This window comes from Treponema sp. OMZ 840 (assembly GCF_050937815.1).
GTDB lineage: Bacteria > Spirochaetota > Spirochaetia > Treponematales > Treponemataceae > Treponema_C.
Genome location: NZ_JACDIJ010000008.1, coordinates 1 through 15,824 on the forward strand (window position 1 = coordinate 1; position 15,824 = coordinate 15,824).

The 15,824-nt window shown below is 39.3% G+C and carries 17 protein-coding genes and 3 tRNA genes; 13 read left to right on the top strand and 7 right to left on the bottom strand.

Annotated elements, in window-relative coordinates:
* From H0R92_RS10050 to H0R92_RS10080, 7 genes are all read left to right on the top strand, one after another.
* On the top strand, positions 1-552 hold a 552-nt coding region (locus H0R92_RS10050), incomplete at its 5' end, for a L,D-transpeptidase family protein (protein ID WP_432964058.1).
* 1 nt (position 553) lies between these two features.
* Complete coding sequence (locus tag H0R92_RS10055) at positions 554-1,714, top strand: NADase-type glycan-binding domain-containing protein (protein ID WP_432964061.1); 1,161 nt, start codon at positions 554-556, stop codon at positions 1,712-1,714.
* Between the two features lie 332 nt (positions 1,715-2,046).
* Positions 2,047-2,457, top strand: coding sequence for a hypothetical protein (locus tag H0R92_RS10060; protein ID WP_432964064.1), 411 nt, complete (start codon positions 2,047-2,049; stop codon positions 2,455-2,457).
* Positions 2,458-2,611: 154 nt separating this feature from the next.
* Entirely contained in the window at positions 2,612-3,283 is a 672-nt protein-coding gene (locus H0R92_RS10065) for a hypothetical protein (protein ID WP_432964067.1), read from the top strand.
* A complete protein-coding gene (locus H0R92_RS10070; RefSeq protein WP_432964070.1) occupies positions 3,276-3,851 on the top strand; it encodes a hypothetical protein in 576 nt (191 codons plus the stop codon). Before H0R92_RS10065 ends, H0R92_RS10070 begins: the two co-directional genes overlap by 8 nt.
* Before the next feature lie 103 nt (positions 3,852-3,954).
* Positions 3,955-4,239, top strand: a complete 285-nt coding sequence (locus H0R92_RS10075; RefSeq protein ID WP_432964073.1) for a hypothetical protein — start codon at positions 3,955-3,957, stop codon at positions 4,237-4,239.
* A 17-nt stretch (positions 4,240-4,256) separates the two neighbouring features.
* Complete coding sequence (locus H0R92_RS10080; protein ID WP_432964076.1) at positions 4,257-5,045, top strand: NADase-type glycan-binding domain-containing protein; 789 nt, start codon at positions 4,257-4,259, stop codon at positions 5,043-5,045.
* Between the two features lie 159 nt (positions 5,046-5,204).
* Here H0R92_RS10080 and H0R92_RS10085 read toward each other — a convergent pair whose 3' ends face one another.
* On the bottom strand, positions 5,205-5,351 hold the full coding sequence (locus H0R92_RS10085; RefSeq protein WP_432964079.1) for an Arm DNA-binding domain-containing protein: 147 nt from the start codon (positions 5,349-5,351) through the stop codon (positions 5,205-5,207).
* A 101-nt stretch (positions 5,352-5,452) separates the two neighbouring features.
* A tRNA-Val gene (locus H0R92_RS10090) sits at positions 5,453-5,526 on the bottom strand.
* Positions 5,527-5,703: 177 nt separating this feature from the next.
* On the opposite strand from H0R92_RS10090, the gene H0R92_RS10095 reads away from it, so the two are divergent.
* The 3 genes from H0R92_RS10095 (at position 5,704) to H0R92_RS10105 (ending at position 6,708) form a co-directional block, all read left to right on the top strand.
* Positions 5,704-5,777, top strand: a tRNA-Arg gene (locus tag H0R92_RS10095).
* A 58-nt stretch (positions 5,778-5,835) separates the two neighbouring features.
* Positions 5,836-5,908 (top strand) — tRNA-Pro (locus H0R92_RS10100).
* A gap of 2 nt (positions 5,909-5,910) precedes the next feature.
* On the top strand, positions 5,911-6,708 hold the full coding sequence (locus H0R92_RS10105; RefSeq protein WP_432964081.1) for a sulfite exporter TauE/SafE family protein: 798 nt from the start codon (positions 5,911-5,913) through the stop codon (positions 6,706-6,708).
* A 58-nt stretch (positions 6,709-6,766) separates the two neighbouring features.
* Here the strand turns inward: H0R92_RS10105 and brnQ are convergent, their stop codons facing one another.
* The 3 genes from brnQ to H0R92_RS10120 form a co-directional block, all read right to left on the bottom strand.
* Positions 6,767-8,095, bottom strand: coding sequence for a branched-chain amino acid transport system II carrier protein (brnQ, locus tag H0R92_RS10110; RefSeq protein WP_432964084.1), 1,329 nt, complete (start codon positions 8,093-8,095; stop codon positions 6,767-6,769).
* Positions 8,096-8,122: 27 nt separating this feature from the next.
* On the bottom strand, positions 8,123-8,818 hold the full coding sequence (locus H0R92_RS10115) for a late competence development ComFB family protein (RefSeq protein WP_432964087.1): 696 nt from the start codon (positions 8,816-8,818) through the stop codon (positions 8,123-8,125).
* A gap of 75 nt (positions 8,819-8,893) precedes the next feature.
* A complete protein-coding gene (locus H0R92_RS10120) occupies positions 8,894-10,942 on the bottom strand; it encodes an aconitate hydratase (protein WP_432964090.1) in 2,049 nt (682 codons plus the stop codon).
* 138 nt (positions 10,943-11,080) lie between these two features.
* On the opposite strand from H0R92_RS10120, the gene H0R92_RS10125 reads away from it, so the two are divergent.
* Genes H0R92_RS10125 through H0R92_RS10135 form a run of 3 tightly spaced genes read left to right on the top strand, consistent with a single transcriptional unit; the run spans position 11,081 to position 13,394 of the window.
* Entirely contained in the window at positions 11,081-11,725 is a 645-nt protein-coding gene (locus H0R92_RS10125) for a hypothetical protein (protein ID WP_432964093.1), read from the top strand.
* A complete protein-coding gene (locus tag H0R92_RS10130) occupies positions 11,722-12,900 on the top strand; it encodes a hypothetical protein (protein ID WP_432964095.1) in 1,179 nt (392 codons plus the stop codon). Before H0R92_RS10125 ends, H0R92_RS10130 begins: the two co-directional genes overlap by 4 nt.
* A 26-nt stretch (positions 12,901-12,926) precedes the next feature.
* Positions 12,927-13,394: a hypothetical protein gene (locus tag H0R92_RS10135; RefSeq protein WP_432964098.1), complete on the top strand. Its 468-nt coding sequence runs from the start codon at positions 12,927-12,929 to the stop codon at positions 13,392-13,394.
* Here the strand turns inward: H0R92_RS10135 and H0R92_RS10140 are convergent.
* The gene (locus H0R92_RS10140) at positions 13,382-14,527 is read right to left on the bottom strand and encodes an AI-2E family transporter (protein WP_432964101.1); all 1,146 of its coding nucleotides are present in this window, start codon (positions 14,525-14,527) and stop codon (positions 13,382-13,384) included. The two genes, H0R92_RS10135 and H0R92_RS10140, sit on opposite strands and share 13 nt — an antisense overlap.
* On the bottom strand, positions 14,524-15,801 hold the full coding sequence (gene serS / locus H0R92_RS10145; protein ID WP_432964104.1) for a serine--tRNA ligase: 1,278 nt from the start codon (positions 15,799-15,801) through the stop codon (positions 14,524-14,526). Before serS ends, H0R92_RS10140 begins: the two co-directional genes overlap by 4 nt.
* Between the last annotated feature and the right edge of the window lie 23 nt (positions 15,802-15,824).

Here is a 15,824-nt window from a genome sequence, read left to right on the forward strand (position 1 = left end):
ACTTTGTTAGGAAATGCCATTTACACAGATTTTGTGACAGGCTCTTTTAATAAACAGAAACAGACATTGACATTGGTTTTTGTGGATAAAAAAGAAAAGATACATCGCATAACTTTTACTCCTGATGAAGTTACTTCTGGAGTTGAATGGGGCGGGGATCGTACTAGTTTATCAAATTCTCATATTGAAACAAGACAAGATAATGGTACAATGCCTACGCAATTTCCTGATGGCGATCATAATATTGAGTCAATTGCTGATACGACTGATCCTTCTAAGTATGGAAGTAAATGGTTAACAACAGATGCCTCTCAATATCTTTCTGTTGTGGATGAAAATGGAAATCCTACAGGGAAAACTGTAAAAGATTTCGGATATTATATACATTTTACTATTTATAAAAATACTCATGGTTGTATTGGAATTTTTAATAAATTGGTTATGACAATTTTATTAAAAGCTTTTGAAAAGAACAAAGAAACTTCCGATCCTTCAGCGACATTACATGTAACTGGAGATCCTTCTAAATATGAAAACAGTGTGGAGAACTAAAATGAATAAAAATAAATTCTGTCTATTTTTTATATTTCTTTTGGGTGACTTTTTTGCAATAGCACAACCGGTCGAATTTAAATTCTATAACGATATGGAATTGACAAAACAATTCGCGTGTATTTCATTTGACTCTAATGGAATAATAAAGAAAGTTCAGTTTAAAAATGATTTACTGCTGTGTTCGCAGTTTATTGAAAATGAGAAGATTAGGATAGATGTTATAAAAAATGATGAACAACAAAAAAAGACTTTTTATTTCCAAGAAAGCGGTGATTTTTTAATTATCCAAAATAAAAATTTAAATAAAAGAATTTCATTTGAAAAAAATACGCATAATTTAAAAACGGTTTATATAGCGGATGATTATTATTTTTCATTTGGTAAAGATTTATTTGTATATAAAAAAGATAGTAAAGAAAATACTTTTGAGAATAATAACTTTTCATATTCTGCCGTAAAAACAATAAAAAAGAGTTATTATTCACTGATACAAGTAGAGTCAATAGACAAAAATTCGATTTCGTATGGATATTATTCATTAAATGATGATGGGCGAGGCGGTGTTTTTTACAAGGATTTTGATTTTTATTCATTGATAAATAATAAAAATACTTTTTCGATGTCAACTAATGTACTTAATTATTTAATATTAATGGAATATATCCCGAGAGAATATATATCCATTATTTTAGGTTTTAATAATCTCCAATTTAGATATAATAAAACAGACATTATTAACTATGAAGTCTCATCGTTTCTAACAGAAGGAAATTCTATCTATGCGGCTGAAAATTTGGCAAGTATCGACGGATTGCCTTGGGCGTCAGCCAATGGATATGGAATTAATGACACGATAACTTTAACCTTGCATACCGGTACTGCTCCCAAACTTTTAATTTATAACGGTTTTCAATCAACTGAAAAACCGGATTTATACAACAAAAATTCAAGAGTAAAAAAGATAACAATCAAAAATATCGACATAAAAAAAGAAAAAGATTTTCTTTTAGAAGATAATACAAATCCGCAATTTTTAGATATTTCTGATATTTGTAAACCTTATTTTGGAGTTCAGAGGTTACAATTAATAATTTTAGATATTTATCCCGGAACAAAATATAAGGATTTGTGTATTCAGGCGATTGTTCCTGAAACCTGAATATTTAGAAATAACTCAGCCTGTAGACAATAGGATGCTGCCAAGCCCTTGCAGCTAAAGGGGAACGCCCGTATAATAAAGAATATGGAAGCAGGTATGCGAGTTTTTTCAGACGCAACACAGAGCAGTCCGAGCGGCTGTAAAAAACTCGGTAAGCACGGCTCGCGTAAGAGAGCCGTGCGACGGACTGGGAGGACTCTATAATACGGTGAATGTGCACTTGTAGCATTATGCGGGTACCGAAACAGAAATAATGACAGCTGGAAAAGTCGATCAGCAGAAGATAAACGATATTGCGAATTATAGTATAAATACTGTCATGAGATGGAAAAATGATACACAAAATATTGAGTAAATTATTTATTTTTATATCGATTGTAATGTTTATTAGTTGTCGTGTTGATAACAGTGGTAACACAAGCATACTTTCTCCGCAACTATATAATATATACCCCGACAATTGCACTGCCAAAATAGATTTAAGAACCGGGTATAGTGGAGAATTAAAATCAATTTTAGTTGAAGATACTCAGCAAGATTTCTCCTTCGTTCTAAATTTGATTGATGATGGTAACTGTATGTATAAAATAGTTACAAAATTATATGAAGAAACTACAAATACATATATATCAGATAACTCGGATAAGCTAATCGAGAAATGTATTGTTGTAAACAATAAATTGTATCGGTTGGAGGAGATTCATGCTGATGGGAGTATAACTGCTGAATATAAAATAGAATAGTAACTTTGTTATAGACTATTTTTCCGGCAGAGAAAGAGATGAAGCACGCACAATAGCCGGCGTCTTGTGCGTGGGCCTGTATTACTACGGCGCACGGTATCTGGACGCTAAAACATCACGCTGGCTGACAACAGACCCCGCGCTGGGGGAATATATGGCTGGCTCTGCTGTCGGTGAAGGAGGGATTTATAATCAGGTAAACTTTAACCTTTACCACTATGCAGGCATCGGGCAGCGAAGCGACAGCGAGCTTCAAGCCAATAACCCGGTGCAGTATATTGACCCGGATGGGAAAATAATAAATATTCCAATAATAGCTGATAGGGCGAGTATTGTGGATATGATAAATAAGGTATCAAAATATAAATATAAAACAGATGACGAAGGAAATTTAATAAAGGATGGTAATAAACTGAACGGCTTCTTAGTATTTGGTCGTTCAGAAACTTTTTCCAATGATTTAGATGCCGGAATACAGTCATCTAGTCATATCAGTATAGAATTGGGTGAAGTGTATGTTGCTAAGAATAGAAATGTACTATCTTCTAGTGTGCATGAGCAAGCAAATGGAGGAATCACAGTGCCGGAAGGAGGAAAGATAAGTGTTGTACTTTCTAGAAAAGGAGGATGGATATCAAAATTTAAAGATGGAAGTGCAAAATCGGGAAAGAGTTCTACTGAAGTGCTCATACATGAACTCTCGGGGCATGCGATTCCTATTGCAACCGAAAATCCAGGAAATGCTGTTGAAAATGAAAATAAAGTTAGAAAGGAAATGGGATGGCAAGAAATCTTGCCTGATCCGGAACACAAAAGTTATGATTAAGATACCGACTGTAATTTTAATATTGGTATGTATATTTTCATGTTCGAAAAACACTATTGACTTAGTAGAAATACAAATTAAAAATGATTTAAATAAATCTGTTTATTTAAATAATGCTTTTACTTTGAATAGTTCTTTTGAAACAAATTTGAATAAAACTTATATGATAAATCTACCACTTTGCTTAAATGCAAGCTTTGAACAAAGTGGAATAGTCTGTATCCCCGAACCCAAGTTGACACATTTTGAAATTAAAAGAGGCGGACTGATTAGAGTTAAAGTTTCTGGGAAGTATAATTTTATACAATACGATAAAGATAGATATCAACAAAAGTCATCATCACATTTTCTACTATACTATTCTAAAGAGCCTCTAATGCTGGTTCCTAACAAAGATAACTATAATATGTATATTGATGAAATGCTTGCTAACGGAAGTGTAGCCTTAGGTACATATGTCAATGGTATAATAGAATTCATCTTATCTGACAATGACTATCGGATAAATGAAAAAGCCATTTTTGATATACAAACATTTGCAAAAGAAGCAATAGACAGTCAGGTTTGATTTGACATTTTGAGTGGTTTCTGATATATAACGTTTATTAATTAGTTTAAATGACACAAGATTTGTATCATACAATAGTTAAAGGTAGTTTAGAAACATTTAGATGGGAATAAAGCTAAACTCCATTGATGTACAGTCAACCGCTGATTATCAGTCTGGAGTTGACGCAGGTAGAGGTAGAACAATTCCTGCTGGTGATTATACGGGAACATTATTAAATAAGTCTGGAAGTTATAATAATGCTATCAGCATTACTGGAAATGACGTAACAGAGTCTGAAGCTGTTTTATTTCATCCAAATGCAAAAACAGCAAAAGGTGATACAGCTTGGGCAAAAGGTGATAGCATTAAAATACAAATTAAACCTCCTCAGGTAAACGAAAACTAATAGCATTGGAGATGCGTATGAAAAAATCAATTATACTAGTATTATTCTTTATGTTTACATGTTTTTCACTTAATTCGTTATCGATGAGTGAATTGAAAATTGATGAACCTGTTTATTATAAAGATATCAACAGTTTTAAAATTATTTCTTTTTATAAAAATAATAAAGTTGAATTCTCTGATGAAGAGAATTGGAATTCAAGTAAATTATGGAATCAGATCTTCGATTATTCCATTTCCGTTGACGGTAAATTCTATGAACTGGAGATTAAAAATAAAGAATTCTCTGTAAAATTATTGATGTTACTTTCTCAAGATTATTTGGTTTTATATGAAGAATCCGACATACCTATTTTTATCGGTGCTTCAAAGGTAAAAACTGAACTCTTATATTTCCCCGCTTATTTTGATGCTTCTTCAGAATTGAAAGAAAAGACTGTTATCTATTCCGGTAACAATTTGAGTAAATTGGATTTAGCAAAACCCTGGGTTGAAGCAGTAAATGGATATGGAGAAGGAGAATCTGTACAGTTTCAAATGAATGGTCAAGAAATAATTATTTTTAACGGATTCGTATCAAAAAATAAACGGTATTTATTTTCTCAAAATAGCAGAGTAAAAACAATGGATCTGTATTTTAAATCTTCAAATGTGCGTAGAAATTATGAATTACAAGATACGCCAAATCCCCAAGTAATAAAACTGGAATCAATGGTTAATGAAAAAGTTGTATTAACGATTGTTGACGTCTACAAAGGAAATAAATATAGCGATACATGTCTAAATGCAATTATGATAAGGCATTAATTTCTTAATGGATACTATTGATATAAGCAGCCAATTGATATTTTAGCATTAGTACAAAATAAACTAGTTTTGCACCGCCATATCACACTCGTGAGTTTTTCAAAAACTCACGAGTCGCAGCCGCAGGTATACATAGGGAAAAAGCGCTTTTTTTCTGCATTAAGCTTCGGCTTCATTTTTGGTTTTACATCCTCTACAAGCTTTTTTGATTTGTATACCCGTCGGATCGTAATACCGGTAATACCATTTTTTAGATTCTTTACCGCTTTTGCTCTTTACGGTTTTCTTAAACAAACGATACGCCATTTCTCTTCTCCTTCAAACGGACTTTATGCCCATTTTATTCCACTCGATGCCGAAGCAAAAAAGAAAGGAAGAGTAAATGTTTACATTACAAGCAATTATATTGGGCGCTGACGGGATCGAACCGCCGACATTTTGGGTGTAAACCAAACGCTCGTACCAGCTGAGCTAAGCGCCCGTAACTCTTTTATAATATCGGATTTGCGCCTTTGCGTCAAGTGGGTAAAAGCTTGTTAAGCAAAATTTATCGTAAAATTATCGTATTTTTTGGAAATTATAGGTTTTTTTACAGAACGATACTGTTCTACGGACTTTACATCGCTGCATTTTTTTGATATAATTAAACTTCAAATACGGGTTCGTAGCTCATCCGGATAGAGCAGCTGCCTTCTAAGCAGCAGGTAGGGGGTTCGAGTCCCTCCGGACCCGCTTTTATATAAAAAAGTTTTGCGGCAATGTACTTTCGCATGATAAAGCAAAATTTCTGCGGAACGTAGCGCAGTTGGTAGCGCGTCTGCTTTGGGAGCAGAATGTCGCAGGTTCAAATCCTGTCGTTCCGACTATGAATGCGGTTCCCTATATTGTTTTGGCTTTAGGCGCTACGCTTATCGGTTCTGTAAGCGGTATGGGCGGCGGCGTTATTATAAAACCCGTTATGGATTTTATGGGAGATTACGATTCTTCCGTAATCGGCGTCTTAAGCAGTATCACCGTTTTTTCCATGTCCTTTGTTTCGCTTGTGCGCGGCTATGCGGTACAAAAAAAAGCCGGAAATTCCCTTCCCGTTCTTAAATTGATTATATTAAGCTTAGGTTCGGTATGCGGCGGTATTGCAGGGCAGTATGTCTATACGCACATTACATACTTTTTTCAAAACAATCGCAGCGTTACGCTTATTCAAAACATATGTCTTTTTATATTGGTGGGTTTTGTCTTTGTATACATGATAAAATCGGATACGATAAAAAACCGCTCGTTTTCTTCTGCGTATTTGTATGCTCTGTGCGGCGTTATGCTGGGTTTTATATCTTCGTTTTTGGGAATCGGCGGCGGCCCGTTTAATGTCGCCTTGCTTATGTATTTGTTTTCATTTGACATAAAATCGGCGACCCTTGCAAGCCTTATGACGATTTTTTTTGCTCAAGTTGCAAAATTGACTTCCGTATTGTTTACTACGGGTTTTTCCGTATACAACTTGGAAATGGCGCCCTTTATGGTCGTATGCGCCGTTATCGGCGGTTTGGCGGGTACCCGGCTTAAAGCAAAACTGAGCGCCCGCAGCGTAGCCTTTTTATTTAACTGCGTGCAAGTATGCATTATGATCTTATGCGTTGTTAATGTGCTTCGTTCGCTGTGCTGAACCGGCTTTTTCTCTATACGCTGAAAAGCCGGCTATGAATGAATCAGTCGAATAAAAATCATACGGTATGTCCGCGTCCGTTTATGCATTTTTCGATAAGGGCACTTGCCCCTAAAACCGTAAAAGCGGGAATAAGCCATCCGAGTCCTGCGGTGTAAAAGGGTAATTTTCTGATAAGCGGTGTAAAGCCGGGAATAATAAGCTTTGCTTGGTCCAGTGCGTTTACAATGCTTATAATGGCAGTTACATAGATGGTAGAACGGTATAAAATACGTCCGGTACCTATGATTTTTGCCGATAATGCCAAAATTATGAGCATTATCGATACCGGATATATTGCCGTTAAAATGGGAATATTATATTTTAAAATGCCGTCAAGGCCGATATTGGCAAATAAAAAGCTTATAATTGTCCAAATAATCACCCAAACCGTATAGCTTAATCGCGGAACAAGGGTCGTAAAATAATGACTGATGGATGCAATAAGACCGATACAGGTTGTCAGGCAGGCGAGTGTAAAAATAAGTGCCAATATAACCGCTCCGAATTTTCCGAATAAACGGTCCGAAACAAAAACAAGTATTTGTGCGCCGTTTGTCGTATCGGGAAACAGGGAAGCTGTTTTAGCGCCTATATCGGCGAGCATCATGTAAATTAAAAACAATATACAGCCGGCCAGCATGCTTATTTTGATATTGATGTGCAAAATGCTTTTTTTATCGTTTATTCCGTATGACTCTATCGCCAAACTGATTACCAAACCGAAATTAAGCGCTGCAAGGGTATCCATCGTCAAATAACCGTCGATAAATCCTTTTGCCGACGGATGTACCGCATATTCTCCCAGCGGCTGTCCGTATGGCGGCATATCCGCAAAAAGTGTGCCTATATACAAAGCAAAAAGCATTATAAGCAAAGCGGGGGTTAAAATATCTCCCATTACCTTATTCATCGTTTTATTACGCATTAAACTGACAATACCGGCAAGGATAAAAAAAACGGCCGTATACAACAAGAGAGCCAGCGGTTTTGAAAACTGAGCCGGCAAATACGGCGCAATGGCCATTTCAAACGGAACGCTGCCTGCACGGGGAATGGCAAGAAACGGCCCTATCGACATATAGACTAAAATTGTAAAGGGCGTTGCAAATTCTTTACCGACCCGCAAGCCCAGATTCGGCAAACCCCGTGTTTTTGCAACGGCCATCATACCCAATACGGGCAATAACACTGCGGTAATACCGAAAAACAACATTGCATAGGGCATCTCGGTTCCGGCAAGTTTTCCTACCATCGGGGGAAAAATCAAATTTCCCGCTCCGAAAAACATAGAAAAAAGCATCAAACTTATAAGAAAAAGAGTACGATTGGAAAATGTATTTTTCATGAATGCCTCAAAAAAGGGTATGTGTATTTAACAGCTTGTAGGAAATAAATATAAATCCTGAATCTTTACCGATTCAACCGTATTGGGTTCTTTTATTATATACTCGCAGCTGGTAAGAGGAATATCAAAGGTATATATAACTGTATCGAAACCTTCGGCTTTGATTTCAATTTTAAACTGGAACTGCTTTGTTTCATTTAAGGTTTGCGCTTTTTCCGGTTTAACCCAAAACGTATATCTTCCTCTTGTGTGAGAAGTCAATACCGTCGGATTTGTCCATGTATGATCAATCATTGTACACAAACTGCCGCTTCTGCTTAACGAAATCTCCGCTCCTTTTACCGGTTCAAAGGTGGTGCCGTCATATACGGAACCGATAAAAAACGGAAAATTGAATACGGGTCCCTTCGATACTTCCGAAGTTTCAGGAACCTGTGAGTCATGAAAGGGGCGCAAATTTGCCGATACCTTTTTCATACCTTCTATTATTAAAGCATCTATGTCTATGCTCATTTGTATATCGGTATGAGCCAGCATATGCGTTAAACCTCTTCCCGATACGATATAACGCGGGGGCAGCTTATTTAAAACATAGGCAGCTGTATCAAGGCGGCATTGTTCGCAATCACAGGTAAACCATGCAGGGTTCATTTCTTTAACGCGCTTATAATTATTATTTACTTCAATAAGAACCCGATCTTCAAGTATATTATGTATGTTCATCTTTGTCCGCCTTTTTTTATATCAATTATATGATATACCAAATTCCCATTATATGCAATATCTTTTTTTTGAATTTTACTGCCCGCCCTTACGTGTGTACACGCTTAATCCTCCTGCCGCTAAGATTTTTCTTGAACGCATATCCAAATCGTTGACGGCTTTAAAGCAGCCTTTGGCATTTCCCCGGTTATCCGTATGTTCGATTACAAAGTCGGACGCATTGTGTAAAGCTGTATCGATATTGGTCAAACTTAAAATATCGCCCTTTGCAAGGGTATCGTAATCGTGCGGATTTTCAAAGATAAGGGGCAGTATGCCGTAATTGATTAAATTTGCCCGGTGTATGCGTGCAAAAGATTTTGCTAAAACGGCGCGTATTCCCAAATACATGGGAGCTAAGGCAGCATGTTCGCGGGAAGAACCTTGTCCGTAATTTTCTCCTCCGACTACGATTGAGCCGGGATGGCCGGCGGCTAAAAGAGCTTTTGCGTTTGCATAAAAGTCGGGATCTATACGTTCGAGGGTGAATTTTGCGATTTCGGGAATATTCGAGCGCAAAGGCAGCATCTTGGCTCCTGCGGGTAAAATATCGTCGGTAGATACATTATCCGGAGCTTTTAAAATAACGGGCAAAATTAAAGAGGGTGCCGGATCGGGGGGAAGCGGACAACTTTTTATGTTCGGACCGCGGATAATTTCAATATCGGCTGCTTTTTCAGGAGGAAGCGGCCGGATAAACATTTTTTCATCGCAGGTACGCTGTAATATATCGGCTGTCGAAATTTCATACGCATAATCCGTTCCCCGTACGCTTCCGCCGTATAAAAGGCTTTGGTTTTTTTCCGCAAGAGTTTCGGGTTCCGTTATACAGCCGGATATTGCAGCGGCGGCTGCCGTTTCCGGCGATACAAGATATACTTGCGCATTGTCGGTACCGCTTCTTCCTTTAAAATTTCTGTTAAACGTACGCAAGCTGACACCTTCGGATGAGGGGGCAAAGCCTTGTCCTATACAGGGGCCGCATGCGCTTTCCAATATACGGAAACCCGCCGCAATTAAATCTTCCAATACGCCCGTTTTTGCCGCCATTAAAAGCGTCGCGCGGCTTCCCGGTGCGATACCGGCTTCGACATTGGGTGCTATATGCTTGTCTTTTACTATAGCCGCCGTTGCCGTCAAATCGTCGAGGGATGAATTGGTACATGAACCGATAACAACCTGCTGTACGGGTTTTCCTTTTAAAGATGCGATACTTTGCACGGCGTCCGGCGAATGAGGACAGGCGGCTAAAGAGCACAGTTCGGACAGGTTTATATCGATTATTTTGTGGTAATCCGCACCTTTGTCGGCCGAAAGGGGCTGCCAAGCTTGGGGACGTCCCATAGCTTCAAGATATTTTTTAGTCGATTCGTCCGATTCAAAAATACTTGATGTCGCTCCCAATTCCGCACCCATATTCGTAACCGTTGCACGCTGCGGAACGGTTAATGCCGCCGCTCCTTCGCCGAAATATTCATATACGGCACCGACGCCGCCTTTTACCGTTTCGCGCCGCAATACTTCCAAAATAATATCTTTTGCGCTTACGCCCGGTTTCAGCTTTCCGCTCAAACGTACCCCTATTACTTTAGGCATAGCCAGATGAAATGCACCTCCGGCCATTGCAACCGCAACATCCAAACCGCCGGCTCCTATGGCAAGCATTCCCAAAGCTCCCGCTGTAGGAGTGTGCGAATCGGAACCCAACAGGGTTTTACCGGGCATACCGAATTTTTCCAAATGAACTTGGTGGCAAATACCGTTTCCCGCGCGGGAAAACCACAGTCCGTATTTTGCGGCGATACTTTGCAAATACCGGTGATCGTCCATGTTTTTAAAATCGGCTTGCAACGTTGCGTGGTCGATATAAGAAACCGATACTTCGGTTTTTACACGCGGAATTCCTATCGTTTCAAATTGCAAATAGGCCATTGTTCCTGTTGCGTCTTGCGTAAGCGTTTGATCTATTTTTATCGCAATATGAGCGGCCGCCGGTATCTTTTCGTCGGCTTTTACATTTAAATCGGAACAAGCTTCGGCTACAATATGCCGCCGTATGATTTTTTCGGTAAGGGTAAATGCCATTGTGTTCTCCTGCATGTATGTAAAAAGAGTGTAGCATTTTCCGTAAAAAAAGTCTATGAAACTTCTATATAACGGATTTATGCGGAAACCGGTATCCGTTTGTAGCATAAAAACAAAAAAACTGTTATACTTTATCCGATGGATTGCATAAAAAATCGTATATGCACATGTTTTTTTTATTTGCTGTTTTTATATGCGCCGTATATTTTTATAGGCTGTTCGAATGCCTCTTCATCTTCATATGATTTATATTCGACCGTTACGCTCAGAACGGCGCTTTCCAATTTGGCGAATTCCACTGACTGGGCGTCCGTGCAGGAAAATGCGGAGGATACCGGCGATTTGCAGCAAAAAATAATTCGCTTGCCGGCAGACAGTCCGCAAAATGCCGAAAATCTGTTTATAGCCTTATTGGAAATTGAAGAACCCGTTTATCCGTTTTTGGAACATTTTACGATATTGGATACAAATGCCATGCCCGAAACTGCCCGTTCTTTAATCGACGGCGTTCTTTTAGGGTGTAAAAATAAAAATCTTGAGCCGGATTTTTTCAGCGCCGATACGGCCTTTTTAAAAATGATAACGGAATACGAATTAAAATTGCGGCCCGATATCGATACGTGGATATTGGGCTATGTACAAATGGTACAAGACGGTGTATATGAAATTCCTGTCCGCTTTTTTACCGACCGGGACTTTTTCGATGCTTATATATATATAACAAACAAGGATTCGCAATCGTATAAAGTTGAGCAATTATGTTTTGCGGAGAACGCCGAATGAACGTTGAACTTACGGGTATCGTACGGGATATGGTGGTTTCTTTTTTATGTGCGGAAAAACCGCCGCTTACATTGCGTTCGTCCGTAAATCCTGCGGATAAAGCCGAATCAATCAATGTATTTTACGGACAATATTCGCTTGTATCAAAGCGTTTGTTTTTTTTCCCATTCGGTCTTTTTTCAAGCGATTTTATCGAAAAACCTGAAATATACATTTATTTTTTTTACAAAGGAACGGAGTTGTATATCGAAGGACCCGTTAAGCGTGTAAAAAACGGTTTTGCCTTTGTAATACCGCATACGATATTTAAAAAAGCTGATGTTCCTTCGGTTTATTTACGGGATTTGAGCGCAAAAATATATCTTCCCGGCTTTAAAACCGCCCATGCCGAATGCCGGCTTGCACAGGGCTATACGCCCTTCGATAACCGATTATGGCTTTCTTTTTCCGAAAACGAAATTTTGCATTCCCGGCACATGTTGGAATCGATTGCTTCATTAAAACCTGTAGAACTTCCGGTTGTATGTAAAAAATTGCTTGCAAAGACAAAGAGAATCTTATATCTTCCGGGGAAAAAAATTCCGAGCAGAAATTTTTTCCCCTTTCCCGTTTCCGTTACAACCGATGATGTTGAGAATGAAGACTTTGAACGGCTTGACTTTGAAATTGAAAGCCTCGATTACGATGTATATATTCCGCTTACGCACGGCGAGGATGGAGAAATCTCTCATATTTTTGCTTTTAAATCGCATAAACCCATGTCGTCGCCGCTTGAAATAGAAGAAAAGCTGTTTTTGCTGCCGATATGCCGTTTTTTAAGTACGGCACATGCACAAAGCCGCGGCCGCTGGGGCAGGGTTGAACCGCTTTCGGTTTTATGCATAACTCATTCGCGTATTATTTTGGGCGGCTGCGGAACATCCGCCTCTTCGGTTTTGTCGAACGATTCACAGAACGCTCCCTTTGCTTTACCCTTAACCGAAGGAGGCGAATATCTTATATGCATAAGAGTACTGTTGGGTTCGGTGTGCCGTGTGTTGAAAATGAATATCGCCGTTTCAAAAATATATAGCACTGCCGGGGGGTGTTTTTGCGCCTCGTGTCTGTTTTCACGGATACAGGAAGAAGACAGGCGGTTTTTATATGAAAAATTCTACGGAATACTCTATAAATAAATACGCATATTTGCTATACTTCAGCTATGATGAATCAAAGGCAATCCGATATACAGAGCCGCGAGGAATTTTTTAATGAAATGCAGGGGCGCTTGGGCGATGAAGTTTTAGAGCTGGAAATGGTTTGTTTTGAAGCTGAAAAAGACGTGTTTGCCGCTTTAAATCTAAAACCGCAAAAAGACGGTCTGTGGGGTTTGCTTATTATGTGCAAACACAGCTTGCATTTTTACGTACATCCGAGCGAATCGCCGTTTGCGGTTTTATTTCGCACGGCATCCAACGGTAAACCGCCTGCAGAACAAATCTTTTCATTTTCCGCATTTTCTCGGTGGACCGTTCAAAAAATTCAAAAACGCAGTTTGTTCGGGAATGCATACGAAAAATACCGGCTTGTGTTAAAAGCGGATATCGAAGGAGCTTCCGTCATATTCTATATAAAGACTCACCATTCGGCCGATGCAGTGTTTGAAAAAATAAAGTCCTATTCGTTTTGAAGCGGGCCGTTTTTTTCTCCCGTTTCGGCGGAATTCGGTACCGTATTGTCGGCAGCCGGCTGCGGATCGACAGTGACCGGTTGCGTAGAATTACCCATTAAAATTGCAAGCGGGTACAAAATCGAAACGTTTTCACACACAATTTTAAGTATAACCATCATGGGAACGGCGACAATAAGTCCCGTAAAACCCCATAGCCATCCCCAAAACGATAAAGATACAATGATAACAAAAGGCGATAATCCCAGATTTCTGCCCTGTATTTTAGGTTCGAGAAAGTTTCCCAAAATAAAATTGACGCCGATCATAAGGAGTGCAACAAAGATAACAGGGGCGGGGTGCGGCCAAAACTGTACTAAAGCAAATACCGATGTCAATAATCCGGATATTATCGAACCGAAGTTGGGAATAAAATTCAATATAAAAGCAAGAAAGCCCCATAAAACGGGAAAATCCATGCCGACGGCAATTGTTCCGCCTAAGACGATGAGTCCCGTTAAAAGGGAAATAAAAAATTTAACCGACATATAGCGCGTCACTTGCTGTATAATATCGGTAATCATAACGGTTAATTTTCCCTTACTGCTTCCTTCAAAAGCATATTCAAGTCTTTGACGCAAATAACGCAAGTCGAATAAAAAGAAAAGCGAAAACAAGGTAACCAACATTAAATCTTTCAAAAAACCGATAAGCGAGTTTGAAAGCGAAAAAGCGTAATTTTGCAGCGCCTGTCTTACGCCCAATTGACTCCACAGATTTTGAAACAACGAATCGTCGGCATTGTAGGGAAGCACAAAAATATCTGCAATCGTTTTATAAATGGTCATAAAACGCTCTTCATACTTCGGATATAAATCTACAATGGTTTTAATGCTGGTAAGCAAAAGCGAGCCTATAACGCCGACACTGATAATAACCAGGGTTAAAAGAATAAGTATGCAAATTACCCACGGAATTTTAAACTTTTGATTCCATGTGACAATCAGCGGTTCAAAAACAAGAGAAATAAGCATGGCAAGCGTTACGGGAACAAAAACGCTTGAAGTCACTTTAAAAACGGCGGCCATTACGATAATCGTCAATACCAAAAGCAATAAAAATATCGGCCGGGCAAAGTTCACTTGTTTTTTCATTTTTTCGGACCGATTACGTCAAAACCGCACAGGGGGCGTAAAACATTCGGCACCGTAACGGAACCGTCTTCATTTTGGAAATTTTCCAAAATTGCAACTAAGGCTCTGGATACGGCAACGGCGGTTCCGTTGAGCATATGGACGTATTTGTTTTTACCGTCGTCGTCCTTATATCGCACGTTCAGCCTGCGCGCTTGATAATCCGTGCAATTGGAGGTCGATGTTACTTCTCCCCATTCGCCTCCGTTGCGTCCCGGCATCCACGCTTCAATATCCCATTTTCGATAAGCAGGGGCGCCTAAATCTCCCGTACACGTATCTACAACACGGAAGGGAATACCCAAACCTTCGAATATTTCTTCTTCGATAAGGCGCAGTTTTTCGTGCAATTCGTCGGATTGTTCCGGCAAACAATAGACAAACATTTCGAGTTTTGTAAACTGATGTACGCGGTATAAACCTTTTGAAAATTGACCTGCGGCTCCGGCTTCGCGCCGGAAACAGTGCGAAAGACCGCAATACAGCAAGGGCAGGCTTTCTTTGTTTAAGATTTCGCCGGCATGGTATCCGCCGAGCGTTATTTCGGCCGTCGCTATCAAACAGCTTTTTTCGTCTTCCAAATTATATACGTTCGATTCGTTTCCGCGCGGATTAAAACCTATGCCCCACAGAATTTCTTCTTTTGCAACATCGGGTGTTATAAAGGGGGTAAAGCCGTGTTTTCGTAAAATATTCAACGCATACATTACAAGAGCTTGTTCCAAAAATACGGCTTCGTTTTTTAGATAATAAAATTTGCTGCCGGATACCTTTGTCGCTTTGTCAAAATCTATTAAGTCCAATTCTTGACCTATTTGAATATGATCTTTCGGTTCAAAGGTAAAAACCGTAGGCGTACCGCATACTTTTACTTGCAGGTTTTCCGCGTCCGCCGTTCCGACGGGGGCGTCCGGATGAGCCATGTTGGGAATTTTGCGGGCCTCGGCTTCAAGGTTTTGCTCTATTTCCGCAAGAGTCGCTTCGGATGATGAAATGGCGTCTTTAATGTTTTTTCCTTCATCGATAAGACGCAGCCGTTCGGCATCGGCCAGTTTTGTTTTCATAGCCCTTGCAATTTCGTTGCGCTTTGCCTGTAAATTTTGTACGGCAGTTATCAAAGCCGTTCGTTTGTCAAACAGGGCAACAACCAAATCGGCAGCGGCATCCATATTGCGCTGTGCAATATTTTTTTTCACGGCGGCAAGGTTTTCTTTTATAAAACGGTAATCAAGCATAGTAAGCCTATTTTAATGTTCCT